We start from the raw sequence: 24321 nt of genomic DNA on the forward strand, positions 1-24321 counted from the left end.
TCTCTCCTTCGATGTCCTGCTGTGCGCCGGGCGCCACGCGCGCCCGGCGGCGCATGGCCTTGCACGGCGCTCGGTGTGCTGCTCATTGCGCTGCTCAGTGCGCTACCCAATACGCTGGTATGTGGCTTGCAATCCGCTCCATAGAATCTTTCGAGGAGCGCACCATGCCTGGCTGCAGACAATCCGATCCGTTCCGCGTGAAGCCCTGGCTCGCGCATACCCCGCAACCTGACCCGCCGCCCGATCAGCCCGGCACGCCCGACGTGCCGCCCGTGGGCGACCCGCCGCCGCAACCGGGCGAGGTGCCGCGTTCGATCGATCCGCGTCTTTATCCGGCGATGCGCGTGGCGTCGTCGTCCACGCAACAGGCGCGCGAGGAATGGGCGCATGTCGCGAGAACCGCCCGGCTCGCGGGTCGCGCTGCGTGGGCGAGATGGGCACGCTGGGCCGGCTGGACCTGTCATGCCGATTTAGGGGCGAAGCTTGCCGCTCAGGGTGTGGGCGAATTCGATGCAAACAAATAGGACCCGAACAGGCGCGCGGCGGCGCAACATCCCGTCGCCTGACGTTTGTGATCGATTTGAACCTTTTATGTACGAGTTACAAACGCGCGGCCATATTTACCGGCAATTTCACGCGGCGATTCCTAGACTATAAAAACGCCACCGCCGTGTGACGGCCTGTACGCAGGAGACATCGACATGAGACATCCCGCTTTGCGCCGGTCCGCACGTCACTCGGGCAAACGTGGCCCGCGCGACGCCGATCAGAAGTCCGGCAACTTCGCCGATTTCGCCAGCCACGACGCTGCCGCGCCCGGCGAATCTCCGCAATCCGCCACGCCCGATCCCGCTGGCCAGAATCGCCCCGCGCCCGGCGTACCGGCCGATGGCGAGCACAACCAGGGCGGCGCACGGGCTGAAGGGATCGACTATCAGCGCGATCTGGGTTCCGAGCAGGACGCCTGATTTCATCACCGTTGTGGTGCGCTCAGCGCATTGAACTCCGTTGGTGTTGCAGCGCGATTGAACCGGTTCCAGCCGGTTTTCGCGTCGGCTCAACTCGCTCGCGAACACCGTCGACAGCGCGCTGAAAATCCGCGCAAAAAGCCATTAAGGTCCCGATCACGACGCGATTCACCAGGATGAGGCATGCATCTTGCGTGATCTTGCAGTGCACCGTCTACGGACCTAACGAAACAGGAGGTTTAGCCGCAATGGGCAGACTGATCGTGGTATCGAATCGCGTTGCACCGACCCAGGAAGGGCGTCCCGCCGCTGGCGGCCTCGCGGTCGGCGTGCTGGATGCGCTCAAGGAAACCGGTGGCGTATGGTTTGGATGGAGCGGCGAGACCGTTGCCGAACCCACCGAGCCGGTCATCGAACAACAGGGCAGCGTCACATACGCGACGGTCGGTCTGACCCGGCGTGACTATGACCAGTACTACAAGGGCTTCTCGAATACGACGCTTTGGCCGACGTTCCACTACCGCAACGACCTTGCGCGCTATGAGCGCCAGGAATACGGCGGTTACCTGCGCGTGAACGTCACGCTTGCGCGCCAGCTCAAGCCGCTGATCCAGCCCGACGACATCATCTGGGTTCACGACTATCACCTGATTCCGTTCGCACGTTGCCTGCGCGATCTCGGCGTGAAGAATCCCATCGGCTTCTTCCTGCACATTCCGCTGCCGGTGCCCGAAGTCATGCGCTCGGTGCCGCCCCACGAAGAACTGATGAAGTTCATGTGCCACTACGACGTGGTGGGCTTCCAGACCGATGCCGATCGTCAGGCGTTCCTCGATTATGTGGAGCGCGGCGGCCACGGCACGTCGAGCGACGACGGCATGGTGCACGCGTGGGATCGCTTCCTCAAGGTGGGGGCGTACCCGATCGGCATCTATCCCGAAGCGATTGCCAAGGCCGCGACGCAGTTCACCGACCGCAAGCCGGTGCGCAGCCTGCGCGACGCGATGCGCGGCCGCAAGCTCATCATGAGCGTGGACCGACTCGATTATTCGAAGGGTCTCGCCGAGCGCTTCCAGGCCTTCGAGCGCATGTTGCAGAACGGGCCGGGCTGGCATGGCCGCGTCTCGCTACTGCAGATCGCACCGCCGACGCGCTCCGACGTGCAGACGTATCAGACGATCCGCCGCAATCTCGAAGGCGAAGCCGGGCGCATCAACGGCCGCTTCGCGCAACTCGACTGGACGCCCATTCAGTATCTGAACCGCAAATACGAGCGCAATCTGCTGATGGCGCTGTTCCGCCAGGCGCAGGTGGGCTATGTTGCGCCGCTGCGCGACGGCATGAATCTGGTGGCCAAGGAATACGTGGCTTCGCAGAATCCGGAAGATCCGGGCGTGCTGGTGCTTTCGCAGTTCGCGGGCGCGGCCGAGCAGATGCCTGGCGCACTGGTTGTGAATCCTTACGATCTGAACCAGACCGCCGAGGCGCTGGAACGCGCCCTGTCGATGCCGCACGCGGAGCGTCAGTCGCGCTACGAGGACATGATGGCGGCCTTGCGTGAGAACAATCTCTCGGTGTGGCGCGATACGTTCCTCGCCGATCTGCGCAGCGTGGCGACCGCGGCTTCGGTCACCGAAAAAGCGCGTAGCGCCGCGCCGGCGGCAAAGGCGCAGCCGGACGCCACCGTAAGCAAGGCGGCAAGCACAACCAGCAAGGCGAGCTAATCCGCGCTTGCCAGCTCACTCAACGGCGACCTTCGGGTCGCCGTTTTTATTGCGCATCGGCGGCGCTCAGTGAGCCGGTGCGGCGTACGGATGCGGGGCTTCGGTCGGGTCGAAATCGGCCCAGTGACCGGCATGCCATTGACCCGTGGCGCGCTCGACGTCGTCCGCGCCGGATTCGCGCAGCACCTCGGCCGCCAGCGCCTGATTGTCGGGGCTTACATGCACCGTGAGCAGCACGCCCGATTGACGCATTTCGTGATGCACACGCGCCTCATGTTCGGCAGGGCGTCGCCAGCCGCCGCCGATGCGCGCGCCGATCCACGCGCCCACGCCCGCGGCGATCAGCACCGAAGGCAAGGAAGTCGCCAGCAGCGCGCCGAACAACGCGACGCCCACCACGGCGCCCGCGACCGCGCCCGCCGTCAGATTGCGCACGCGATGCGGCGGCGCGGCGGCGATCGGAATGGGATGAGGCGTATGGCGCGCGTGCTGACCGCGCGGATTGACGAAAAAGAGGTTGACGTCTTCCTCGACGAAACCGCGCGAGAACAGCTTCTCGGCGACGGATTCGGCGGCGGGGAAGGTGGTGAACCGGCCAGCGATGATCAGAGACATGGGAATCCCCCTTAATGCATCAGGAAGGTTGACTCGCCAGAAGAACAGGACGGCGGCGCGCGATGCGCCGTAGATTCATGGTAGTGCGTGCGGGCCGTAAAAACGAGGCGGCCCGCATCGTCGCGGAAGAATCAGTTGGGTGCTCGCACCGCGCGTCCGGGCACCAGCCGCATCATGCTCACGACCGCCGCGGCAGCGGCGAAGGCCGTCGCAACGAATAGCGCCAGCGTCGGTCCGTGTTGCGGCGCAACGCCGAAGATCAGCGCGACCAGCGCCGCGCCGAGCGTTTGTCCCGTGAGCCGCGCGGTGCCGAGCATGCCGCTCGCGCCGCCGCTGCGCTCGCGCGGCGCGGACGACAGAATCTGCCGGTTGTTCGGCGACTGGAAAATGCCGAAGCCCACGCCGCACAGCGCCATGCGCCAGGCGATTTCCACGTCGGTGGGATGCGCATGCAGCATGGCCAGCGACAACAGCCCGAGCGCGAACAGCGCGAGCCCGACGCCGCCCAGAATACCGGCGGGATAGCGATCGGACAGCGCGCCCGAAACCGGCGCCGCGACGATGATAACGAGCGGCCAGGGCGTCATCAGCAGGCCGGTTTGCACCTGCGAGAAACCGTAGACGTCCTGCAGCATGAACGGCAGCGCGACGAACGCGAGCATCTGCGCGCAGAACGAGCACACCGACGTGCTGATCGAAAGCGCAAAGAGCGGATTGGCGAGCAGATCGACGGGCAAGAGCGGCGCGGGCTGATTGAGCTGGCGGCGCACAAAGAACCAGCCGATCACCACCGCGCCCGCGAATTCCAGGCCGATCAAGCCGTAGTTCTCACCGTGGCCGAGGCCGTCGACGGCGAAGATCAGCAGTCCGAACACCAGCGCATTGAAGAGCGCGCTCAGATAATCGTAGGGCGCCGGATGACGCGCGTTCAGCGGCAGCGCGCGCAGGCCGAGCGAAAATGCGGCGATGCCGATCGGCACATTGATCGCGAAGAGCCACGGCCACGACGCAATCGACAGCACGCCCGAAGCGAGCGTCGGCCCGATCGCCGAGGCGATGGCGACCACCATCGCGTTGATGGCGACGCCGCGCCCGAGCTTCGCGCGTGGATAGATCATGCGCACGAGCGCGGTGTTCACGCTCATGACGCCCGCGCCGCCGAAGCCCTGCACCATGCGCGCGATGGCGAGCGCAGGCAGCGAGGTTGCGAGCGCGCAGCCCAGCGACGCCACTGTGAAGAGCGCCAGCCCCCACAGATAGACGCGCCGGTAGCCGATGCGGTCGCCCAGCGAGGAAAGCGGCAAAAGCGCAATCGTCACCGAAAGCTGGTAGGCGTTGACGATCCAGATCGAGTTCGCGGCGCTCGCGTGCAGATGGTGCGCGATGGTCGGCAGCGCGACGTTGGCGATGGCGCTATCGAGCACCGCGAGCGTGATGCCGAGCGCGACCACGAGGATCGCGTAATAGCGTTGTGGGAAGGGCAGGCCGCTTTCGGGATCGTTCGGATCGCCTGTTGGCGCGGCGGTCGGTGTTTCGGATGGTGGGTAGTGCGCAGGTGTGGGCATTGATGAGCGGGACGGCGCGCATCGCCTGGCGCGCTGTCTTCTGGTCGATTCAAAAAGAGTGGTGGTGGCGCGCGGCGCACGATGCGCCGCGCTGGCAGATTCAGGCTTTTATCGAGTGCTTACTTGAGCTCATAGAGCCCGACATACGTGGTCGAATCCAGTTCGTTCAGATGCGTCATGAAGCGCGCGACCGCATTGGTGGTGTCGGGCGTCACCGGCAACTGCGGCGCCTTGAGCGCGTGGAGACGGAAGATGTAGCGATGCGGCTTGTCTCCGCGCGGCGGCGCGGCGCCGCCGAAACCCACCGTGCCGTAATCGTTGCGCACCTGAACCGCGCCGGGCGGCAGCAGACTGCCATCGGCCTTGCCTGCGTTGCGGGCGAGCGCGCGCACGTCGGGCGCGATGTTCACGACCACCCAGTGCCAGAAACCGCTGCCGGTGGGCGCGTCCGGATCGTAGACGGTGAGGGCGAAGCTTTGCGTGTCGGCGGGCGGCGCGTCCCATTGCAGCGCCGGCGAGAGATTGTCGCCTTCGACGCCAAAAGCGCGATCGTCGAATTCCTGCGCCTTCGGCATGAAGCCGTTACTCGGAAATTCGTCGGACCAGAGTCGGAAATCAGCCATCGCTTGCCTCCTTTCTCATGAGTTCTGCTTATCCAATCGAGTGTAGCACCGCGATGCGCCGTGCCCAGTGGCACGCTGCGCGCCGTGTCAGGGCGCATCCTGTTGCGCGGCGCGCGCCTCGAACCAGCTCTGGCTGCCGTCGCGCAGCCACGTCGCGAGCCGCTCGACCACGGCTTGCGGGTCCTGCGAAGCACCGCGCAGCGCGCATTCCCAGATCACGGCGACGCGCCAGCCCTGCGCGGTGAGGGCGGCGAGCGCACGGGCGTCGTTGGTGCGGTTGCGGTCGATCTTGGCGCGCCAGAACTCGGGGCGCGTGGACGGCCATTTGAAGAGCGGACAGTTGTGGCCGTGCCAGAAGCAGCCGTGCACGAGCACCACGGCGCGATAACGCGGCAACACGATATCGGGGCGTCCGGGCAGCTCGCGCACGTCGAGCCGGAAGCGAAAGCCGCGTCGATGCAGCAGGCTGCGGATCAGGACTTCGGGTTTGGTGTTGCGCCCGCGGATGCCGGACATCATCCGGCTGCGGGTCGCGCTGTCGACGACGTCGACCATGAGGTGTCAGGCGGCCAGCGCCGTTTCGTCTTTCGACGTCTTGCTGGTGCGCCGCCGTGCAGGCGCTTTCGTCCGGGCTTTGGCGGGCGCGGTGTCGCGGCCCAGCGCCGCGTCGAGGTGCGGCACCATCGCGCGCGCCACTTCGCGCATCACCGGCATCACCACGCTGTTGCCGAACTGGCGGTACGCCTGGGTGTCGCTCACGGGAATGCGGAAGGTGTCGGGAAAGCCCATCAGGCGTGCGCACTCGCGCGGCGTGAGGCGGCGCGGACGCAGCCCTTCGCCCTGATGCACGAGGATTTCGCTGCCGTCCTTGTGATAGCGCGCCGACAGCGTGCGCGTGACGCTATGCGGGAACGCCAGTCCGTAGCCGAAGCCATTGCCCGCCGCGCGATGCTTTTCGGCATATTGCTGCAGATAGGCCCACAGGCCCGGCGTGAGCGTGTACTTCGGCTGCACGCGGCGCGCGGTGTGATCGAAGAAGCGCTCGCCGTCCCATGGCAGCAGCGGCTCGCTGCCGTCGGTGCGATGCAGGACCGAAGCGAGACGCGGGCCTTCGTCGGGCAGGCTGAGCGCGTCCCAGGTGAACGGCGTCGGCTCCCGAAAGCCGACGATGATGATGCGCTCGCGATGCTGCGGCGTGAAATGACGCCCGTCGATCACGCGGTAGTGGACGTCGTAGCCCAGTTCGTCGCGCAGCACTTGCAGGATCACGTCGAAGGTGCGGCCATGATCGTGCGAGAGCAGATTCTTGACGTTCTCCAGCAGGAAGGCGGCGGGACGCTTTTCGGCGATGATGCGCGCGACGTCGAAAAACAGCGTGCCTTGCGTGCTGCACTCGAAACCGTGCGGACGGCCCATCGCGTTCTTTTTCGACACGCCCGCGATCGAGAACGGCTGGCACGGAAAACCCGCGAGCAGCACATCGTGATCGGGCACTTCGGCGGCGGGAAACTCGACGATATCGCCCACGTAGGCATGGCCTTCGCCATCCTTCGGGCCGTAGTTTTCCAGATAGGTCTTCTTCGAGAACGGGTTCCACTCGCTCGTCATCACGCAGGCGCCGCCGTGGGCCTCGAAGCCCATTCGGATACCGCCGATACCCGCGAACAGGTCGACGAAGCGAAAGCGCGCGGGCGCGGCAGGCGCCGCTGCGCGGGCGGCAGCGGGCTCGGTGCTGCGCAGCAACTCGCGCAGCGCGGCGTCGAGCATGGCGGGGCACGGCGTTTCGCCTTTTTCCCATCGACGCACGGTCTTGACGTCCTTGCCGACGTGGGTGGCGATCTGCTGCTGCGTGAATCGTTGACGTGCCTGCGCAAGCAGGTCTCGCGGATTGGCCGGGTGCACGAAGTCCTCTCTGGGTATTTTGGCGGACATTATGACCGATGCCTGACCCGGTACGCCAGGAATTACGGGCGCGATCGAGCTTGAGCGCGCGCAAATGCGTCTACCCCGGCACGCGCGAGCGAACCGGGGAAAGCGGATCCAGTGAGGAACGACGGAAAACTAGTGGTTCGCGATCTGGCCAGTGGCCTGCCTGGCGAGGCTCGCGGCCATCGAGGCGGCGTTCAGCTCGTGCAGGTCGATCTGCACCAGCAGGCTGTCGATGTCGGCAAGCTGGCCTTTATTGATATGGCCAGTGTCGAGCAGCCGATGCAGGCGCGCGCGCCAGTAATTCGCGGAGAGGATCGGTCCGCCGAGGTCGCCCGTGAGGGAGAGCGGCATGACGCGACGGATGTGGGCAATGTCCTGATCGATCAGATTCGACATCAGGTAGCCGGGCGGGAGGGGACGGAGCGTGTCCATGTAAGGAGATTACGACAGCTCCGACCCTAACTTTAATCTAATCGTGCTCCACGTTTACCCTGGGAGGCGTTATTGCCGTGCCATTTGTCCTGTCAACAGGGACGATCCAATGCTGTGATCTGGCGCAAATTAACGATCCTGCCGGTTCAGCGCAGCAACAGCATCGTCAGCGACGAATAGACCACGGCGGTCAGCGCGGCGATGAGGGCGTAAACGTAGGGCGCGTAGGGCGTGGTCATGGCGGGGGTCTCCGAGGGTCTCCGGCTGGGCACCGGTGTGCTGGAAACCATCGTAGGCGATGCGCGAGCGCGTGAAGGTTAACAATTGACAAACCTTGGTGCGCTCGCGGGCGCAACCTCGCCAGAGCGGCGGAGGCTTATTCGTCGGCGGCGGGTGCGGCCGGTTCGTCGGTCGCGGGAGCCGGGCCTTGCACCGCGCCGTCGAAGAAACGGCGCGTCGCTTCGAACGACTGCAGCATCTGCTCGGGCCACGGCGATTGCAGCATCACCGCCTGATGGTTTTCGAACGTCGACGACAGCAGCTTGATCAGCTCCGGCGAGCTGAAGTGGCGCAGCAGCACGCTCACGGCGATGGCGGTGGCCTGGCTCGCGCCGGCGGTCTGCAGTTCGGAGTGGGTGAGAGCGGCGACTTGCTTGTTGATGTCCATGGTGGATCTGCCTCGAAAGAGCGCGCTGCGGCGCGCGTGGATTCAAGCGGAAGCGAACCGCGTGCCGCGCAGCACTGGAAAAATGGAAAACGGAAACCGGGATGGCTGCTCTGGGTAAGACCAGGCTGAACGTGGGCGACGACGGAGCGGGCGAAGGAGACGGGCGGCGCGATCGGCCGCGCACATGGCGCAACGGCGCGGCATCGATCTGGTCCCCCTGGCAGGAATCGAACCTGCATCTAGCGCTTAGGAGGCACTTGTTCTATCCATTGAACTACAGGGAGCGCTCAGTACCGCTCACGGGGATCGGAAGCCCCGACTCCGCCCAGCCGCCATGTTTCCCAAGTTACCCGTCATGGCGCGGAGTCCGCGCGAGGACGTTGCCCGCGCAGGCGCAAGAGTATAGCAAAGGCAATGCGGCTGGAAAATGTCGCCCTGAAGGCGCGCTGGTGCCTCAGAACTCGACGACAGCGAATTCCGGCTTGCCCACGTCGCACAACGGGCAGCGCCAGTCGTCCGGGATATCCGCGAAGCGCGTGCCGGCGGCGATGCCTTCGTCGGGCAGGCCTTCTTCTTCGTTATAGATCCAGCCGCAGATCAGGCAGACCCAGCTCTTGTACTCGATGACTTCGCTCACAACACACCTTTTTCAATGCAGTTCGCGGCGCGCGGCCGCGGAGAAACCCTTTCATGTGGCCCCGTTTATCCGGGGCGAGGGCGAGCCGCGATGTTACCGGAAAACGGCAGGCGCACCTTCAGCTTGACGTTTGCAACGCTGCGGCAGGCGCGCGGCGTCGCGTCATCGGTGCGGTGTATGCTTGGCCGCGAATGGAGTTCACCCAAGGAGCGATCAATCATGAAAAAAACCTGGCTGGCCGGCATGACCTTCGCGGCGTGCCTCGTGGCAAACGGCTTCGCGAGCAGCGTTGCGCAGGCCGAGGGCGTCTACTTCATTGAGCCGAAGGACGGCGCGACCGTGAGCAACCCGGTGCATATCAAGTTCGGCATCGACGGCATGACGGTCACGCCCGCGGGCACCGTCACGCCTGGCACGGGCCACCATCATCTGCTGATCGACGGACAGCCGCTGCCGAAGGGCGAAGTCGTGCCCGTCAGCGACAAATCGATTCACTACGGCAAAGGCCAGACCGAAGCCGATATCACGCTGCCGCCCGGCGACCACACGCTCACCGCGCAGTTCGCCAACGGCGCGCACCAGTCCTATGGCCCCGAATGGAGCCAGACGATCACGGTGCATGTGAAGTAAGCCCGCCACCGGGGCGCACGCCGCGCCCCGTTACAATACGCGCTTGCTCTCCAACGCAGGCCACGGTTTCCATCCATGTCGCTTTACACCATCACCGGCGCTCAACTCGCGTTCGGCCACGTCGCGCTGCTCGATCACGCGGACTTTTCGCTCGAAGCCGGCGAGCGCGTCGGGCTGATCGGCCGTAACGGCGCGGGTAAATCCTCGCTGCTCACGATCGTCGCCGATCTCGCCCGTCCCGACGACGGCCTCGTCACGCGTCAGCAGAATCTCACGACCGTCTACGTGCCGCAGGAGCCGGATTTCGATACCGACGCCTCGGTATTCGACACGGTCGCCTCGGGCCTCGCACACGTGCAAACACTGCTCGACGAATTCGACGTGGTCGCGCACAAGCTGGCGGAAACGCCGGAAGGCGCGGAACACGACGCGCTGCTCGCGCGCATGAACACGCTGCAATCGTCGCTCGACACGGCCGATGGCTGGAACTGGCGCACGCGCGTGTCCACCACGCTCGCGCAGATCGGCCTGGACGGCGGGGCGCGCGTGGGCGCGCTCTCGGGCGGGATGCAAAAACGCGTGGCGCTGGCGCGCGCGCTCGTGCTGCAACCCGACGTCCTGCTGCTCGACGAACCGACCAACCATCTGGACTTCGACGGCATCCGCTGGCTCGAAGAACTGCTGGTGTCGCAGCGTTCGAGCCTGCTGTTCATCACCCACGATCGCGCGTTCCTCGACCGCGTGGCCACGCGCATCGTCGAACTCGATCGCGGCAAGCTGCTCTCGTATCCGGGCAACTTCTCGCAGTATCAGGAGCGCAAGGCGCTGCAACTCGAAGTCGAGCGCGTCGAAAACGAGAAGTTCGACAAGCTGCTCGCGCAGGAAGAAGTGTGGATCCGCAAGGGCGTGGAAGCGCGCCGCACGCGCAGCGTCGGGCGCATCGCGCGCCTCGTGCAGATGCGCAACGACCGCGCCGAGCGCCGCAACGTGCAGGGCAACGTGAAGCTCGACGTCGCGCAGGGCGAGAAGTCGGGCAAGATCGTCGCGGAACTCACGGACGTGGTGAAGCAATACGGCGGCCGCACCATCGTCGACCGCTTCACGGGCACGGTGATGCGCGGCGACAAGATCGGTTTTGTTGGTCCGAACGGCGCGGGCAAGACCACGCTGCTGAAGCTGATTCTCGGCTCGCTGAAGCCCGATGAAGGCACGGTGCGCGTCGGCACGAACCTGCAGGTGGCGTACTTCGACCAGATGCGCGCCCAGCTCGACCTGGAAAAGACCCTCGCCGATACCATCAGCCCGGGCAGCGACTGGGTCGAAATCAACGGCGCGAAGAAGCACGTCATGAGCTATCTGGGCGACTTCCTGTTCGCGCCGGAGCGCGCGCGTTCGCCGGTGAAATCGCTGTCGGGCGGCGAGCGCAACCGTCTGCTGCTCGCGCGTCTGTTTGCGCGGCCCGCGAACGTGCTGGTGCTCGACGAGCCGACCAACGACCTCGACATCCCGACGCTCGAACTGCTCGAAGAACTGCTCGCCGATTACGACGGCACCGTGCTGCTGGTCTCGCACGATCGCGCGTTCCTCGACAACGTGGTGACGTCGGTGATCGCGTCGGAAGGCGAGGGCAAGTGGCGCGAATACGTCGGCGGCTTCACCGACTGGCAGACGCAGAGCGCGCGCTCGCAGGAAATCGCCGAAGCGCGTGCGCCGAAAGACGCCGCGCCGGCTGCTGCCGCGTCGAAGGACAGTTCGGCAGGCCGCAATGCGCAGCGCAGCGTGAAACTGTCGTTCAAGGAACAGCGCGAGCTGGACGAACTGCCGAAGAAGATCGAGGCGCTGGAAACGGAGCAGAAGACCATCGGCGCGCAAATCGAAGACGGTTCGATCTTCGCGAAGGATGGCAAGGAAGCGACGCGGATGACCGAACGCTACGCGCAGATCGACGAGGAATTGATCGTGGCGCTGGAGCGCTGGGAAGAGCTTGAGGCGAAGCGGAAGTGATGCTTTCAGAAAAAAGCGGCCTGTGGGCCGCTTTTTTTATGGCTTCAGTTTCAAGAGTGCAGTTTGGAGTTCACGCAGGTCGTGCTGGATCGTTTGCCAGATAACATCGGTGTTGATGGCGTAGTAGCCATGCGAGATGCGGTTGCGCGTGCCGTACATGGCTTGCCATGGAATCTCGGGATGGGCTGCGACGAAATCAGGATCATCGAGCATCACATTTCGTGCTGCTTCGCCGATAACTTCCAGGTTGCGCACGACAGCGTCAATGGCAATCGGCGTCGTTTCGAATTGCGCCCTGGAAAGCGGAGCCGTGTATTCAAGAATCCGGCGAATTGCTTCGAGCATGTGGTCGATATAGTCGGCGGTGCGCAGGTCTTTTTTCCTCATACAGGGACGGCCTCGCCCACGACTGTGCCACGGAAACGTGCGGGCAGATCCCCTGGCGTGCGCACATCGACTCGCACGCCCAGCAACGCCTCCAGACGCAACTGGATCCGCGCGAGATCGAACAGCGACGTTTCAGGCGTCGGATCAACCAGCAGATCCAGATCGCTCTCGTCATCGTCCTCATCCCGCGCCGACGAGCCGAACACGCGCGCATTGGTCGCGTGATGGCTGGCGACGATTTCACGGATTTCCGCACGATGTGCGCGCAAAGCTTCGGATGGCTTCATGACACCTCCACGTTCCCCGGCAAATTGGCAAACCACGCAACGAACAGTCCAGCAAACCGCGCAAAATCTGCGCTAGATCACTCGCACCCAACCCCCTGCCGCAAGCGGCCCATTCTACGCGACTCACCCCTGCAAGCGCCCCCTGGCCGAACGGCCGACCCCTTCGCAAATTGCCGCGCGGTCCCAAATCAGTACAATACCTCGCGAATACGGCGGACCGGGCTCGCGCGCCGCGCCTGCGCGCCAGGCGAGCAGTCTGTTTACGCCATTGTTTCGTCACGGTTTTTTTGAACACTCAACGCGTTTTCCCCGCAGATGTCCACAGGCTCTGTGGACAAGCGCGCGGACAACTCCCTGCGGATCACCATGTCAACGAAGAAGTCAAACGCTGCAAACGCTGGATATAGCGAAGCGTCGATCAAGGTGCTCAAGGGCCTCGAGCCCGTCCGGCAACGGCCGGGCATGTACACGCGCACCGAGAATCCGCTGCACATCATCCAGGAAGTCATCGACAACGCTTCGGACGAAGCGCTCGGCGGCTACGGCAAGCGCATCACCGTCACGCTGCACGCGGACCACTCCGTTTCCGTCGAGGACGACGGCCGCGGCATCCCGTTCGGCCTGCACCCCGAAGAAAAGGTGCCGGTCGTCGAGATCGTTTTCACGCGCCTGCACGCGGGCGGCAAGTTCGACAAGGCCGCCGGCGGCGCCTACACGTTCTCGGGCGGCCTGCACGGCGTGGGCGTGTCGGTCACCAATGCGCTGTCCACGCGCCTCGACGTCACCGTCTGGCGTGACGGCAAGGTCGCCGAACTCGGCTTTTCGCACGGCGACGTGACGAAGCCGCTCACCACGCGCAACGCCGCGCGCGACGAGAAAAAGAGCGGCACCCGCGTGACCGCGTGGGCCGATCCCAAGTATTTCGATTCGCCCAACCTGCCGCTGGGCGAATTGCAGCGTCTGCTGCGCTCGAAAGCCGTGCTGCTGCCCGGCGTCGAAGTCACGCTCGTCATCGAGAAAACCGGCGAGCGCCAGAGCTGGAAGTATGACGACGGCCTGCGCGGCTATCTGCTCGAAGGCATGGGCGGCGCCGATCTGCTGATCCCGCTGTTCGAAGGCGAGCGTTTCGCCGACGGCCGCACCAACGACGACACCTTCGCCGAAGGCGAGGGCGCGTCGTGGGTCGTGGCATGGAGCGAGGAAGGCTCGCTCACGCGCGAGTCCTACGTCAACCTGATCCCCACGCCCGCGGGCGGCACGCACGAAAGCGGTCTGCGCGACGGCCTGTTCCAGGCGGTCAAGAGCTTTGTGGAACTGCACAATCTCCAGCCCAAGGGCGTGAAGTTGCTGCCCGAAGACGTGTTTGCGCGCGTCTCGTTCGTGCTGTCGGCGAAGGTGCTCGATCCGCAGTTCCAGGGGCAGATCAAGGAACGCCTGAACAGCCGCGACGCCGTCAAGCTGGTGTCGTCGTTCTCGCGCCCGGCGCTGGAACTGTGGCTCAACCAGCACGTCGAGCACGGCAAGAAGCTCGCCGATCTCGTCATCAAACAGGCGCAGGCGCGCACGCGCGCCGGCCAGAAGGTCGAGAAGCGCAAGAGTTCGGGCGTGGCCGTGCTGCCCGGCAAGCTGACCGACTGCGAAGCCACGGATATCGCGCGCAACGAACTGTTCCTCGTCGAGGGCGATTCGGCGGGCGGTTCGGCCAAGATGGGCCGCGATAAGGAATATCAGGCCATCCTGCCGCTGCGCGGCAAGGTGCTCAACACCTGGGAAACCGAGCGCGACCGCCTGTTCGCCAACAACGAAGTGCACGATATTTCGGTGGCGATCGGCGTCGATCCGCACAGCCCGGACGACACCGTCGATCTCTCGAATCTGCGCTACGGCAAGATCTGCATTCTTTCGGACGCGGACGTCGACGGTTCGCACATCCAGGTATTGCTGCTGACGCTGTTCTTCAAGCACTTCCCGCAACTGATCGAGCGCGGTCACGTGTACGTGGCGCGTCCGCCGCTGTTCCGCGTCGATGCTCCGGCGCGCGGCAAGAAGCCGGCGCAGAAGCTCTACGCGCTCGACGAAGGCGAACTCGAAGCGATCCTCGACAAGCTGCGCAAGGACGGCGTGCGCGAAACACAGTGGTCGATCAGCCGCTTCAAGGGTCTCGGCGAAATGAGCGCCGAGCAGCTTTGGGACACCACGATGAACCCGGACACGCGCCGCCTGTCGCCCATCGTGCTCGGCGACCTCGACTACGAGGCGACGGTTTCGCGCATGACGATGCTGATGGGCAAGGGCGAAGCGGCCTCGCGCCGTTCGTGGCTCGAAGAGAAGGGCAACGAAGTCGAAGCGGATATCTGATCCGCGCTTTCAGACATAGACAAGCCCACACCAGCCACACAGATATACGGACTGATTGAAACATGGACGATCTTTTTGTTGAAGCGAATGGCGCGGCCGACGGCGGCGACACGCTCACGCTCGGCCACTACGCGGAACGCGCCTACCTCGACTACGCCGTGAGCGTGGTGAAGGGCCGCGCGCTGCCCGACGTCTGCGACGGCCAGAAGCCGGTGCAGCGCCGCATCCTGTTCGCGATGAACGAAATGGGGCTGGGCGACAACGCCAAGCCCGTGAAGTCGGCGCGCGTGGTCGGCGACGTGCTCGGTAAGTACCACCCGCACGGCGACCAGTCGGCCTATGACGCGCTCGTGCGTCTGGCGCAGGACTTCTCGATGCGCTATCCGCTCATCGACGGCCAGGGCAACTTCGGTTCGCGCGACGGCGACGGCGCGGCGGCGATGCGTTACACGGAAGCGCGCCTCACGCCCATCGCCAAGCTGCTGCTCGACGAAATCGACATGGGCACCGTCGATTTCATGCCGAACTACGACGGCTCCTTCCAGGAGCCGAAGACGCTGCCCGCGCGCCTGCCGATGCTGCTGCTCAACGGCGCATCCGGTATTGCCGTGGGTATGGCCACCGAAATCCCTTCGCACAATCTGCGCGAAGTGGCGACGGCGGCCGTGGCTATGATCAAGAATCCGAAGCTTTCGCACGCGGAGATCATGGAGCGTATGCCGGGGCCGGATTTCCCCGGCGGCGGCCAGATCATTTCGAGCGAAGCGGAAATCGCGGCGGCGTATGAAACGGGCCGCGGCAGCCTCAAGGTGCGCGCGCGCTGGAAGATCGAAGAACTCGCGCGCGGCCAGTGGCAACTGGTCGTCACCGAACTGCCGCCGAATACGTCGGGGCAGAAGGTGCTCGAAGAAATCGAGGAACTGACCAACCCCAAGCTCAAGCTCGGCAAGAAGACGCTCACGCCCGAGCAGTTGCAGAGCAAGCAGACCATGCTCGGTCTGCTCGACGCGGTGCGCGACGAATCGGGTAAGGCCGCGCCCGTGCGCCTCGTGTTCGAGCCGAAGACCAGCAAGATCGATCAGGGCGAGTTCATCAATTCGCTGCTGGCCAACACCAGCCTCGAATCGAACGCGTCGCTGAACCTCGTGATGATCGGCGCCGATGGCCGTCCGCGCCAGAAGGGCATCAGCGAGATCCTGGGCGAGTGGATCGGCTTCCGCTTCGCCACGGTCACGCGCCGCACGAAGCATCGCCTCGCCAAGGTCGACGACCGCATCCACATCCTCGAAGGGCGGATGATCGTCTTCCTCAATATCGACGAAGTCATCCGCATCATCCGCGAGTCGGACGAGCCGAAGTCGGCGTTGATGAGCGCGTTCGGTCTGTCCGAGCGCCAGGCCGAGGACATTCTCGAAATCCGTCTGCGTCAGTTGGCGCGACTGGAAAAGATCAAGATCGAGAAGGAACTCGCGGAACTGCGCGACGAGAAAGCGAAACTTGAAGAACTGCTCGCCAACGAATCGTCGATGAAGCGCCTGATCGTCAAGGAAATCGAAGCCGACGCCAAGCAGTACGGCGACGATCGTCGCACGCTGATCCAGCAGGAAAAGCGCGCGAGCTTCGAAGTGCGCATGGTGGACGAGCCGGTCACGGTGGTGGTGTCGCAAAAGGGCTGGGTGCGTGCGCTCAAGGGCCACGGTCTGGATCAGCAAGGCTTCACGTTCAAGGCCGGCGACGGCCTGTACGCGGCGTTCCAGTGCCGCACGCCCGACACGCTGATCGCGTGGGGCAGCAACGGGCGCGTGTATTCGGTGTCCGTGGCGCAACTGCCCGGCGGGCGCGGTGACGGCGTGCCGGTCACCTCGCTGATCGAACTCGAAGCGGGCTCGCATCTGCTGCATTACTTCGCGGCGGCTGCGGATACGCAATTGCTGCTGGCGTCGAGCAATGGCTTTGGCTTTATCGCGAAGATCGGCGACATGATCAGCCGCGTGAAGGCGGGCAAGGCCTTCATGACGATCGACGAAGGCAGCGTGCCGCTCGCGCCGATGCCGATGCTGCCGGACGCGATCCAGGTGGCGTGTCTGTCGTCGGGCGGTCGTCTGCTGGTGTTCGGCCTCGACGAGATGAAGACGCTGTCGGGCGGTGGTCGCGGCGTCACGCTGATGCAGCTCGAAGACAAGGAAACGCTGCTGCAGGCGCTGGCGATCAACGCTTCGGGCGTCGTGCTGGAAGGCACGGGACGCGCCCAGAAGCCGGGCGAAGACCTGATGGCCGGTCCGGTGCTCGCGCCGCAGATCGGCAAGCGTGCACGCAAGGGCCGCGCGCCGGACTCGAAGCTCAAGGTCATCACCAGCATGCGTCCGGTGTTGCCGCGTTAAACGCTTTTTGCGGCCCGGCGGCGCTTCAAGCCAGCCAGACCGGTCCATGTCGATCATGGGCCGGTTTCGAGCCAGCCACCCACGCCCGTTGCAGGGCGTACACATCCGGCGCAGCGCATTGCACGTCATGAAATAATGCCGCGCAAAACCGGCGCGCATGGTGGTTTGCATGCGCCGGATCTCTCTACGTACAAGGAATTACCAGCATGGGTCACGCGATCGAAATCGCGCTGTTTGTGCATCTGTTGAGCGTCGCCGTGTGGGTTGGCGGCATGGTCTTCGCGCATTTCTGCCTGCGCCCCGCGCTCGAAGATCTCTCGCCGCAACTGCGGCTGCCGCTCATCGAATCGGTGTTTGGCCGCTTCTTCAACTGGGTGGGCATCGCCATCATCCTGATCCTGCTGAGCGGCGGCTTTCTGCTGATGCAGTTCGGCGGCGGTCATGCCACGTGGCAACTCCACGCGATGGCGGGCCTCGGCGTCATCATGATGCTGCTGTTCGGGCACATCCGCTTTGCGCTGTTTCCGCGCATCCGCCGCGCCGTGCAGGCGCAGAAGTGGCCCGACGGCGCGCGCGCCGTGGGCTCGATGCGCCGCCTCGTCATGATCAATCTCGTGCTGGGCGTCGTGACGATTGGTGTTGCGGTGCTGGCGCGCGGGTACTGAGCAAGATCGTTGTCTGAACAACGTTCGCGTGGCGGTTTTTACAACCGCTGCGCGAGCGCATAGCGCTGCATGCAGCGCTCCATCGCGTCGAAGAACGCTTCTTCGGCCGCATTCCTCTTACGCTCGCGATGCCACAGCAAGTGGATATCGACATCCGCGAGACCTTCCTCCGGCGGCAATTGCCACAGACGCTGCCGCGCCAGATCGTCCTTCACGATGTGCTCCGGCAGGCAGCCAATGCCATAGCCCGCGTAGATCAGCCGCCGCACCTCGTCGAGACTCGGCGACGACGCCACGATGCGCCCCGTGAAGCCGCGCTGATCGCGAAACACCGTGAGCGGCGAGAGACTGTCGCCGATCTGGTCGCTCGTGAACGACACGAAATTCTCCGCGAGCAGGTCCTCCATCGTCAGTTGCGACAGCCCGAACAGCCGGTGATGCCGGCCGCAATAAATCGCGTAACGCTGGCGCAGAAAGCAGCGCATTTCCAGCTTGTCGACCGGCGTGCGGCACAGGCTCAGGCCCGCCGTCGCGGTCTTTTGCAGCAGCGATGAAATGATGTCGGTCGAGCGCATCACTTCGATCTGCAGATCGATACGCGGATACGCGACGTGAAATTCCGCGAGGAATTCGTCGTAGACGCGCGATTCGATCCGGCTCACCGTCAGCAGACGGATCGAGCCAGTGATATCGGCGGTGCGTTCGTCGAGTTCCGTTTCCAGCCGCGAGATATTGCCGTAGATATCGTTGGCGATCCGATACACCTCTTCGCCCGCCTGGGTCGGCACGAAATGCGCGCCGCGCCGCTCGATCAACTTGCGGCCTAGCGCGTCTTCAAGACGTTTGAGCGCCTGGCTGACCGCCGGCTGTGTCACATAGAGGCGCGCGGCGGCGCGGCTCAGGCTGCGCTCCTGCATGATCGCCAGATAGGTACGCAGCAGATTCCAGTCGAGCCGGTCGTTGAGAAAGCGGGTGGTGTCGGCGCGCATGTGCGGTTTCCGTCCAAGGTATTAGCCAGATTTATGCGCTGAATAATAACGCGAAATTTGACTAATGTTTTCTGGCTGGCGATAAAGCATGCATGGCGAATGCGCTGCTTTAGCGCTGCAAACCGCGCATCGACCACACCAATACCGCACGCGCCCCGAAGGAGACTCACCCATGGCCACATCAGGCACCCCGCAATCCACCCAGCGCCAGCCCGTGCGCGCCGCCGCTGCGGCGTTCATCGGCACCATGATCGAGTGGTACGACTTCTACATCTACGCCACGGCCGCCGCGCTGGTGTTCGGCGAGCTGTATTTCCCCTCGGAAGACCGTTTCGTCAGCACGATGGCCTCGTTCGCCACCTTCGCAGTGGGCTTTTTCGCGCGCCCGCTGGGCGGCGTGATCTTCGGCCATCTGGGCGACCGCATCGGCCGCAAGAAGGCGCTCATGACCACGCTGATGATGATGGGCGTGGCGACGGTGTGCGTCGGCTTGCTGCCGTCGTATGCGAAGGTGGGCGCGCTCGCGCCGGTGCTGCTGGTGCTGCTGCGCGTGGTGCAGGGCATCGCCGTGGGCGGCGAGTGGGGCGGGGCGGTGCTGATGGCGGGCGAACACGCGCCTGAAGGCCGCCGCACGTTCTTCGCGTCGTTCGCGCAACTGGGCTCGCCTGCCGGACTGATTCTGTCGTTGCTGGCGTTCCGCTCGGTCACGTCGCTCGACAAGGCCGATTTCCTCGCGTGGGGCTGGCGTCTGCCGTTTCTCATCTCCGCCGTGCTGCTGATCGTCGGCATCATGATCCGGCTGGGCGTGAACGAATCGCCGGAATTCGAAAAGCTCAAGGACCAGCGCCGTACCGCCAAACTGCCGATCGCCGAAGTGTTCAGTTCCTCGTGGGGCCTCGTGCTGCTGTGCATCGGCGCGAACACCATCGGCATTGCGGGCGTGTACTTCACCAACACGTTCATGATCGCGTACACGACGCAGTACGTCGGCATCACGCGTTCGATGATTCTCGATTGCCTCTTTATTGTCGCCTTCATCCAGTTCTTCTCGCAGCCGCTCGCGGCATGGCTCGCCGAGCGTCTGGGCGGCGCGCGCTTTCTCAAGATCGCGGCCATCGGCGCGATGCTTTCGCCGTATCCGATGTTCGTGCTGGTGCAAAGCGGCCATGTCCTTCCGATGGTGATCGGCATCGCCATCGCCGTGGTCTGCATGGCCAGCTATTACTCGGTGATCGCGGGCTTTGTGTCGGGCGTGTTCCCTACGCGTGTGCGCTATTCGGCGATCTCGCTCTCTTACCAGGTGTGCGGCGCGATTGCCGGCGGTCTGACGCCGCTCGTCGGCACCTGGCTTGCCCATCGCTACGCGGGGCAGTGGTGGCCGCTCGCCGTGTTCTACACCTGCCTCGCGGGGATTTCGCTGCTTTGCATCGCCGCGCTCAACGCGCGCCGCAGCCAGCACGCGCATGACGAAGCGGCCGCGCAGGCGCTCAGTTCGCGCTGATCTCGCACTGAATCGACATCTGACTCAACTCGATAAAAACGGAAGGACCGATGAAACAACTCTTGCAAATCGACGGCCCGCGTCTGTGGGTGAGCCTCACGGAAATGGCGCGCATCGGCGCGACGGCGGGCGGCGGCGTGCGCCGTCTCGCGCTCACCGAGGAAGATCGTCAGGGCCGCGAACTGTTCGCGCGCTGGTGCAGCGAAGCCGGCATGACGGTGTGGACCGATGAAGTCGGCAATCTGTTCGCGCGTCGCGCGGGCACCGACGCCAACGCCGCGCCCGTGCTGATGGGCAGCCACCTCGACACGCAGCCGGAAGGCGGACGCTTCGACGGCGTCTATGGCGTGCTGGCCGCGCTGGAAGTCGTGCGCGCGCTCAACGACGTCAACGCGACCACGGAGAAGCCCATCGAAATCTGCTCGTGGACCAACGAGGAAGGCGCGCGCTTCACGCCCGCGATGCTCGGTTCCGCGGTGTTCGCGGGCGCGATGACGCTCGACGACGCCCTCGCGCGCCAGGACGCCGATGGCGTGACGCTCGGTGCGGCGCTCGACGCGTGCGGCGCGCGCGGCACGAAGCCGGTGCAGGGCGTCGCCATCGACAGCTACTTTGAGGCGCATATCGAGCAAGGCCCGATTCTGGAAGCGAACGGCACGACCATCGGCGTGGTGACGGGCGGCCAGGCGATCCGCTGGTTCGACGTCAACGTGACGGGCGTGGCCGCGCACGCGGGCACCACGCCGATGCGCTACCGCAAGGACGCGTTCTTCGGCGCGGCGCAGATGGCGCTGGAAATCGAGCGCGTGATGGCGCGTTATGCGCCGCTCGGCCTCGTGACGATCGGCCAGATGCAGATTGCCAATTCGTCGCGCAACACCATCGCCGCGAATCTGACCTTTACCGTCGATCTGCGTCATCCCGACGATGCGCAAATCGATGCGATGGAGCGCGATCTGCGCGCGGTTTGCGCGGCGGTGGGCGGCTCGCGCGGCCTTGGCGTGAACATCGCGCATTGCTGGACCAGCCCGGCCACGCCGTTCGATCCCGCCTGCGTGGCGCTGGTCGCCGATGCAGTCGAGCGTCTGGGCTACTCGAACGAGCGCATCGTCAGCGGCGCGGGGCATGACGCGATCCACCTCGCGCGCTACTGCCCGACGGCGATGGTGTTCATCCCCTGCGTGGACGGCCTCTCGCACAACGAAGCGGAAGACGCGCTGCCCGAAGACGTGACGGCGGGCACCAACGTGCTGCTCAACGCGGTCGCCGCGCGCGCGGGTGTGCGCGTGCCGCAGGCTGTGGCGGCCTGAGGAAAAGATTAGGAAGGCGAAATATGAAAACCTGGTTCCATCCCGATCAACTGCTGCACCATCCGCGTACTTATCTTTCTCGTGGCCAGATGCGCGAGCCGCAGGAAGTGCCCGAACGCGCCACGCGCCTGGTGGCGGCGGCGCGCTCGCTGGACTTTGACGTGCGCGAGCCCGCCGATTTCGGCACCGCGCCGCTCGCAGCGGTGCACGACATGAACTATCTACGCTTCCTGGAAGAGTCGCACGCCGACTGGAAACGCATGCCCGACGACTGGGGCGACGAAGTGATGTCGAACATCTTCGTGCGCGAGCCGAATCCGCTGCGCGGCGTGCTGGCCCAGGCGGCGCGTTATCTCGCCGACGGCAGCTGTCCGGTGGGCGCGAATACGTGGCGCGCGGCGTACTGGTCGGCGCAAAGCGCGCTGGCGGCGGCGCATTGCGTCAACCAAGGCGAGCGCGAGAGCTACGCGATCAGCCGACCGCCCGGCCACCATGCGCGCGCGGATGCGGCGGGTGGTTTCTGCTACCTGAACAACGCGGCCGTCGCGGCGCAATCGCTGCGCGGCAAATTCAAGCGCGTGGCGATCCTCGATACCGATATGCATCACGGCCAGGGCGTGCAGGAAATCTTCTATGGCCGAGATGACGTGCTCTACATCTCGATCCACGGCGATCCGACCAACTTCTATCCGGTCGTCGCCGGTTACGAAGAGGAGCGCGGCGCGGGCGAGGGCGAAGGCTACAACGTCAATCTGCCGATGCCGCATGGCGCGAGCGAAGCGCAGTTCTTCGAGCAGGTGGACGCGGCGCTGCGCGTGCTCAAGCGTTTCGAGCCCGATGCACTGGTGCTGGCGCTGGGCTTCGATATCTACAAGGACGATCCGCAGTCGAAGGTGGCGGTGAGCACCGAAGGCTTCGGCAAGCTCGGTCAGGCGATTGGCGCGCTTGATTTGCCTTCAGTGATCGTGCAGGAAGGCGGCTATCACCTCGAAAGCCTGGAGGATAACGCGCGGGCGTTCTTCGGCGGCTTTATGGGTGCGAGGACGCGCTGACGTCGCGTTCAAGCGATTGGCTTCGTGAAAGTCGCAAGAGGCGCGTCCTGGTGGGCGCGCCTTTTTTCATGCGGCATGTCTCGCACATTTAATGAGATGCACGTTCGGATTTTGATGTCAGGATCGCCGGAGATCGAACCGATGCGAGGCTAAACATGTATCTGATTGACAACGAACTGACCTGTTACGAGACCAGGTTCTGGACGCGACGATGGGGCGAATGCGCGGGTTGCAAGCCAGTCCGCGTTCAGGGCGTGTCATTTGACAGGGCGCCGCCGCCAATGCCCGATCCTGTTTCAAAAGGTAAGGCCGAACAGATCAAAGAGGATGTGATCAAAGTCCCACCTTTCGATATTCAGGACATACCTGACGCAATGCGTCGAGAAGGGATGCCTGTTTCAGCGAAGCTCATGGAACGATGGTTTGCCGGCGTGCTGAACTACGCGCCGAGTGACGAAGATCTTCAGGCCGAGATCAATCAGAACGGTGAGCCTTATCCTGCGAGGATGTACGACACTACGACGATTACCCTGGATTGGATACTAAAGTACGAACGTGCAAAGGCTACCTACACTGATCTGATCACCCAAAGGATATATCGTGATGCCGCGGCGTTGGTGCTCCGCAGCCGGCTGATTTCATACGTCGACGCAGGCGTTGCCTTCGATCCATGGCAACTTTGCCGAGGCAGCATGCGTGTTTTTCACAAGTATTTCCATTTCCAGTTCGCCACAGTGGGCGGCTCGCTTTCACAGAAGATCGGTGAATTCATCGAGTCGAATTACTACAACAGAGGAGTACCGGATGATCTGACGGGTGCGCTCGGATCTTTTAACTTCTACGCAGCGCCCGCACACGTGAAAATCAACCACGTCGACCGAGTGGCTGAGATTTCGTCGATCTACGTGTATGTGAAAGATAGCTATGACTTTACAGATGGACCGGGCGCAATTTCACAATATCTCGGTCACTGGAGCAAAAAAGGCGTGATAGTCGTCCCGTATAACGGTCTTGTCGGGCAGCTTGATATTCCTTCTTTGTATCTTCCCTATCCGGTCGCACGAGGTGACGTGAGAGTCCCTGGGAACGTTTATTATCCGATCCACAATAAAGACTTCAGGGCTTGGGCCATCAAGCACCAACGGGGCGGTGACTTTATGATTTTCTCCGACCGCAAGCGCGTTCGCCTTCGTGACCCAATACGCGTCAGGCTTACATGAAGAAAATGCTGATGATGCTGGCGATCGTTACGCTGCTGTATCTTTTCAACGCATACCGCAACGATTCAAACGCCTATAACTGTGCTCGCAGCGCGTCGCCTGACGGGCAATATGTTGCAGAGGAATGCACGCTTCATTGGAATCGCGGCGATAACCCTGAATTCGTGGGACGCCTTTATGATCCGTCCGGAAAACTGCTCGCTCGACGGACGCTCCACGCTCCCGATCCCGAGATTTTGTGGGTCGGCACGCATGTGATGTTCACCGGCGGCGGAGAGAAAGCGGACATGATCGCTTTGCCTCCGCCGCTTTCCGATCGCATCAACGCAGCGCTGTGGAGAATGTCGCGGTAAGCGGGAAAGCGGCTCGTTAATTGC

At 64.0% G+C, this 24321-nt stretch carries 24 protein-coding genes and 1 tRNA gene; 13 read left to right on the forward strand and 12 right to left on the reverse strand.

Features of this window, described 5'->3' with window-relative positions:
- Positions 1-164: 164 nt before the first annotated feature.
- From F3J17_RS20375 to otsA, 3 genes are all read left to right on the forward strand, one after another.
- A complete protein-coding gene (locus F3J17_RS20375; protein WP_167062673.1) occupies positions 165-524 on the forward strand; it encodes a hypothetical protein in 360 nt (119 codons plus the stop codon).
- 177 nt (positions 525-701) lie between these two features.
- Complete coding sequence (locus tag F3J17_RS20380) at positions 702-968, forward strand: hypothetical protein (RefSeq protein ID WP_167062675.1); 267 nt, start codon at positions 702-704, stop codon at positions 966-968.
- A gap of 248 nt (positions 969-1216) precedes the next feature.
- On the forward strand, positions 1217-2692 hold the full coding sequence (otsA, locus tag F3J17_RS20385; RefSeq protein WP_167062678.1) for an alpha,alpha-trehalose-phosphate synthase (UDP-forming): 1476 nt from the start codon (positions 1217-1219) through the stop codon (positions 2690-2692).
- Positions 2693-2758: 66 nt separating this feature from the next.
- Here otsA and F3J17_RS20390 read toward each other — a convergent pair whose 3' ends face one another.
- From F3J17_RS20390 to F3J17_RS20430, 9 genes are all read right to left on the reverse strand, one after another.
- Complete coding sequence (locus F3J17_RS20390) at positions 2759-3307, reverse strand: hypothetical protein (protein ID WP_167062681.1); 549 nt, start codon at positions 3305-3307, stop codon at positions 2759-2761.
- Positions 3308-3438: 131 nt separating this feature from the next.
- Positions 3439-4872 (reverse strand): MFS transporter, encoded by a 1434-nt coding sequence (locus tag F3J17_RS20395; RefSeq protein ID WP_167062701.1) that lies wholly within the window; start codon positions 4870-4872, stop codon positions 3439-3441.
- Between the two features lie 119 nt (positions 4873-4991).
- Positions 4992-5495, reverse strand: coding sequence for a YbhB/YbcL family Raf kinase inhibitor-like protein (locus F3J17_RS20400; protein ID WP_167062704.1), 504 nt, complete (start codon positions 5493-5495; stop codon positions 4992-4994).
- Between the two features lie 87 nt (positions 5496-5582).
- A complete protein-coding gene (locus F3J17_RS20405) occupies positions 5583-6050 on the reverse strand; it encodes a very short patch repair endonuclease (protein ID WP_167062707.1) in 468 nt (155 codons plus the stop codon).
- 6 nt (positions 6051-6056) lie between these two features.
- Positions 6057-7427: a DNA (cytosine-5-)-methyltransferase gene (gene dcm / locus F3J17_RS20410; protein ID WP_205194879.1), complete on the reverse strand. Its 1371-nt coding sequence runs from the start codon at positions 7425-7427 to the stop codon at positions 6057-6059.
- A gap of 129 nt (positions 7428-7556) precedes the next feature.
- Entirely contained in the window at positions 7557-7856 is a 300-nt protein-coding gene (locus tag F3J17_RS20415; RefSeq protein WP_240161072.1) for a hypothetical protein, read from the reverse strand.
- 376 nt (positions 7857-8232) lie between these two features.
- Complete coding sequence (locus F3J17_RS20420) at positions 8233-8523, reverse strand: hypothetical protein (RefSeq protein WP_167062710.1); 291 nt, start codon at positions 8521-8523, stop codon at positions 8233-8235.
- Positions 8524-8732: 209 nt separating this feature from the next.
- Positions 8733-8807: transfer RNA gene (locus F3J17_RS20425), tRNA-Arg, on the reverse strand.
- Positions 8808-8977: 170 nt separating this feature from the next.
- The gene (locus F3J17_RS20430) at positions 8978-9160 is read right to left on the reverse strand and encodes a rubredoxin (protein WP_167062713.1); all 183 of its coding nucleotides are present in this window, start codon (positions 9158-9160) and stop codon (positions 8978-8980) included.
- A 243-nt stretch (positions 9161-9403) separates the two neighbouring features.
- Between F3J17_RS20430 and F3J17_RS20435 the strand changes: the two genes are divergently transcribed.
- A complete protein-coding gene (locus F3J17_RS20435; RefSeq protein ID WP_240161079.1) occupies positions 9404-9790 on the forward strand; it encodes a DUF4399 domain-containing protein in 387 nt (128 codons plus the stop codon).
- 75 nt (positions 9791-9865) lie between these two features.
- Positions 9866-11794, forward strand: coding sequence for an ATP-binding cassette domain-containing protein (locus tag F3J17_RS20440; RefSeq protein WP_167062719.1), 1929 nt, complete (start codon positions 9866-9868; stop codon positions 11792-11794).
- Positions 11795-11830: 36 nt separating this feature from the next.
- Here F3J17_RS20440 and F3J17_RS20445 read toward each other — a convergent pair whose 3' ends face one another.
- Together F3J17_RS20445 and F3J17_RS20450 are read right to left on the reverse strand one after the other, a co-directional pair.
- A complete protein-coding gene (locus F3J17_RS20445; RefSeq protein WP_167062723.1) occupies positions 11831-12181 on the reverse strand; it encodes a DUF86 domain-containing protein in 351 nt (116 codons plus the stop codon).
- Positions 12178-12468, reverse strand: coding sequence for a nucleotidyltransferase domain-containing protein (locus F3J17_RS20450; protein WP_167062725.1), 291 nt, complete (start codon positions 12466-12468; stop codon positions 12178-12180). The genes F3J17_RS20445 and F3J17_RS20450 overlap by 4 nt, the downstream gene beginning before the upstream one ends.
- A 366-nt stretch (positions 12469-12834) precedes the next feature.
- Here F3J17_RS20450 and F3J17_RS20455 point away from each other — a divergent pair, with 366 nt between their 5' ends.
- The 3 genes from F3J17_RS20455 (at position 12835) to F3J17_RS20465 (ending at position 17872) form a co-directional block, all read left to right on the forward strand.
- Positions 12835-14826 carry a DNA topoisomerase IV subunit B gene (locus tag F3J17_RS20455; RefSeq protein ID WP_167062728.1) on the forward strand — a complete coding sequence of 664 codons (1992 nt, stop codon included), beginning with the start codon at positions 12835-12837 and terminating at the stop codon, positions 14824-14826.
- A 62-nt stretch (positions 14827-14888) separates the two neighbouring features.
- Positions 14889-17207 (forward strand): DNA topoisomerase IV subunit A, encoded by a 2319-nt coding sequence (gene parC, locus F3J17_RS20460; protein ID WP_167062731.1) that lies wholly within the window; start codon positions 14889-14891, stop codon positions 17205-17207.
- Positions 17208-17413: 206 nt separating this feature from the next.
- Positions 17414-17872 carry a CopD family protein gene (locus tag F3J17_RS20465; RefSeq protein WP_167062733.1) on the forward strand — a complete coding sequence of 153 codons (459 nt, stop codon included), beginning with the start codon at positions 17414-17416 and terminating at the stop codon, positions 17870-17872.
- 38 nt (positions 17873-17910) lie between these two features.
- On the opposite strand, the gene F3J17_RS20470 is transcribed toward F3J17_RS20465, so the two are convergent.
- Positions 17911-18861 carry a LysR family transcriptional regulator gene (locus tag F3J17_RS20470; protein WP_167062735.1) on the reverse strand — a complete coding sequence of 317 codons (951 nt, stop codon included), beginning with the start codon at positions 18859-18861 and terminating at the stop codon, positions 17911-17913.
- A gap of 172 nt (positions 18862-19033) precedes the next feature.
- On the opposite strand from F3J17_RS20470, the gene F3J17_RS20475 reads away from it, so the two are divergent.
- The 5 genes from F3J17_RS20475 to F3J17_RS20495 all read left to right on the forward strand — a co-directional run bounded on the left by F3J17_RS20475 (position 19034) and on the right by F3J17_RS20495 (position 24297).
- Complete coding sequence (locus F3J17_RS20475; RefSeq protein WP_167062737.1) at positions 19034-20362, forward strand: MFS transporter; 1329 nt, start codon at positions 19034-19036, stop codon at positions 20360-20362.
- 50 nt (positions 20363-20412) lie between these two features.
- Entirely contained in the window at positions 20413-21672 is a 1260-nt protein-coding gene (locus F3J17_RS20480) for a Zn-dependent hydrolase (RefSeq protein ID WP_167062739.1), read from the forward strand.
- A 23-nt stretch (positions 21673-21695) separates the two neighbouring features.
- Entirely contained in the window at positions 21696-22724 is a 1029-nt protein-coding gene (locus F3J17_RS20485; protein ID WP_167062741.1) for a histone deacetylase family protein, read from the forward strand.
- 281 nt (positions 22725-23005) lie between these two features.
- On the forward strand, positions 23006-23944 hold the full coding sequence (locus F3J17_RS20490) for a DUF6402 family protein (protein ID WP_205194880.1): 939 nt from the start codon (positions 23006-23008) through the stop codon (positions 23942-23944).
- Positions 23941-24297: a hypothetical protein gene (locus tag F3J17_RS20495; RefSeq protein ID WP_167062746.1), complete on the forward strand. Its 357-nt coding sequence runs from the start codon at positions 23941-23943 to the stop codon at positions 24295-24297. The genes F3J17_RS20490 and F3J17_RS20495 overlap by 4 nt, the downstream gene beginning before the upstream one ends.
- Positions 24298-24321: the final 24 nt, after the last annotated feature.

The sequence above is a fragment of the Burkholderia sp. Ax-1719 genome, from assembly GCF_011753055.1.
GTDB lineage: Bacteria > Pseudomonadota > Gammaproteobacteria > Burkholderiales > Burkholderiaceae > Paraburkholderia.

Bases quoted from the DNA above. Each gene is read 5' to 3' on its own strand.
- F3J17_RS20375 (WP_167062673.1), top strand. From the start codon at position 165: ATGCCTGGCTGCAGACAATCCGATCCGTTCCGCGTGAAGCCCTGGCTC.
- F3J17_RS20380 (WP_167062675.1), top strand. From the start codon at position 702: ATGAGACATCCCGCTTTGCGCCGGTCCGCACGTCACTCGGGCAAACGT.
- otsA (WP_167062678.1), top strand. From the start codon at position 1,217: ATGGGCAGACTGATCGTGGTATCGAATCGCGTTGCACCGACCCAGGAA.
- F3J17_RS20390 (WP_167062681.1), bottom strand. From the start codon at position 3,307: ATGTCTCTGATCATCGCTGGCCGGTTCACCACCTTCCCCGCCGCCGAA.
- F3J17_RS20395 (WP_167062701.1), bottom strand. From the start codon at position 4,872: ATGCCCACACCTGCGCACTACCCACCATCCGAAACACCGACCGCCGCG.
- F3J17_RS20400 (WP_167062704.1), bottom strand. From the start codon at position 5,495: ATGGCTGATTTCCGACTCTGGTCCGACGAATTTCCGAGTAACGGCTTC.
- F3J17_RS20405 (WP_167062707.1), bottom strand. From the start codon at position 6,050: ATGGTCGACGTCGTCGACAGCGCGACCCGCAGCCGGATGATGTCCGGC.
- dcm (WP_205194879.1), bottom strand. From the start codon at position 7,427: ATGTCCGCCAAAATACCCAGAGAGGACTTCGTGCACCCGGCCAATCCG.
- F3J17_RS20415 (WP_240161072.1), bottom strand. From the start codon at position 7,856: ATGGACACGCTCCGTCCCCTCCCGCCCGGCTACCTGATGTCGAATCTG.
- F3J17_RS20420 (WP_167062710.1), bottom strand. From the start codon at position 8,523: ATGGACATCAACAAGCAAGTCGCCGCTCTCACCCACTCCGAACTGCAG.
- F3J17_RS20435 (WP_240161079.1), top strand. From the start codon at position 9,404: ATGACCTTCGCGGCGTGCCTCGTGGCAAACGGCTTCGCGAGCAGCGTT.
- F3J17_RS20440 (WP_167062719.1), top strand. From the start codon at position 9,866: ATGTCGCTTTACACCATCACCGGCGCTCAACTCGCGTTCGGCCACGTC.
- F3J17_RS20445 (WP_167062723.1), bottom strand. From the start codon at position 12,181: ATGAGGAAAAAAGACCTGCGCACCGCCGACTATATCGACCACATGCTC.
- F3J17_RS20450 (WP_167062725.1), bottom strand. From the start codon at position 12,468: ATGAAGCCATCCGAAGCTTTGCGCGCACATCGTGCGGAAATCCGTGAA.
- F3J17_RS20455 (WP_167062728.1), top strand. From the start codon at position 12,835: ATGTCAACGAAGAAGTCAAACGCTGCAAACGCTGGATATAGCGAAGCG.
- parC (WP_167062731.1), top strand. From the start codon at position 14,889: ATGGACGATCTTTTTGTTGAAGCGAATGGCGCGGCCGACGGCGGCGAC.
- F3J17_RS20465 (WP_167062733.1), top strand. From the start codon at position 17,414: ATGGGTCACGCGATCGAAATCGCGCTGTTTGTGCATCTGTTGAGCGTC.
- F3J17_RS20470 (WP_167062735.1), bottom strand. From the start codon at position 18,861: ATGCGCGCCGACACCACCCGCTTTCTCAACGACCGGCTCGACTGGAAT.
- F3J17_RS20475 (WP_167062737.1), top strand. From the start codon at position 19,034: ATGGCCACATCAGGCACCCCGCAATCCACCCAGCGCCAGCCCGTGCGC.
- F3J17_RS20480 (WP_167062739.1), top strand. From the start codon at position 20,413: ATGAAACAACTCTTGCAAATCGACGGCCCGCGTCTGTGGGTGAGCCTC.
- F3J17_RS20485 (WP_167062741.1), top strand. From the start codon at position 21,696: ATGAAAACCTGGTTCCATCCCGATCAACTGCTGCACCATCCGCGTACT.
- F3J17_RS20490 (WP_205194880.1), top strand. From the start codon at position 23,006: ATGCCCGATCCTGTTTCAAAAGGTAAGGCCGAACAGATCAAAGAGGAT.
- F3J17_RS20495 (WP_167062746.1), top strand. From the start codon at position 23,941: ATGAAGAAAATGCTGATGATGCTGGCGATCGTTACGCTGCTGTATCTT.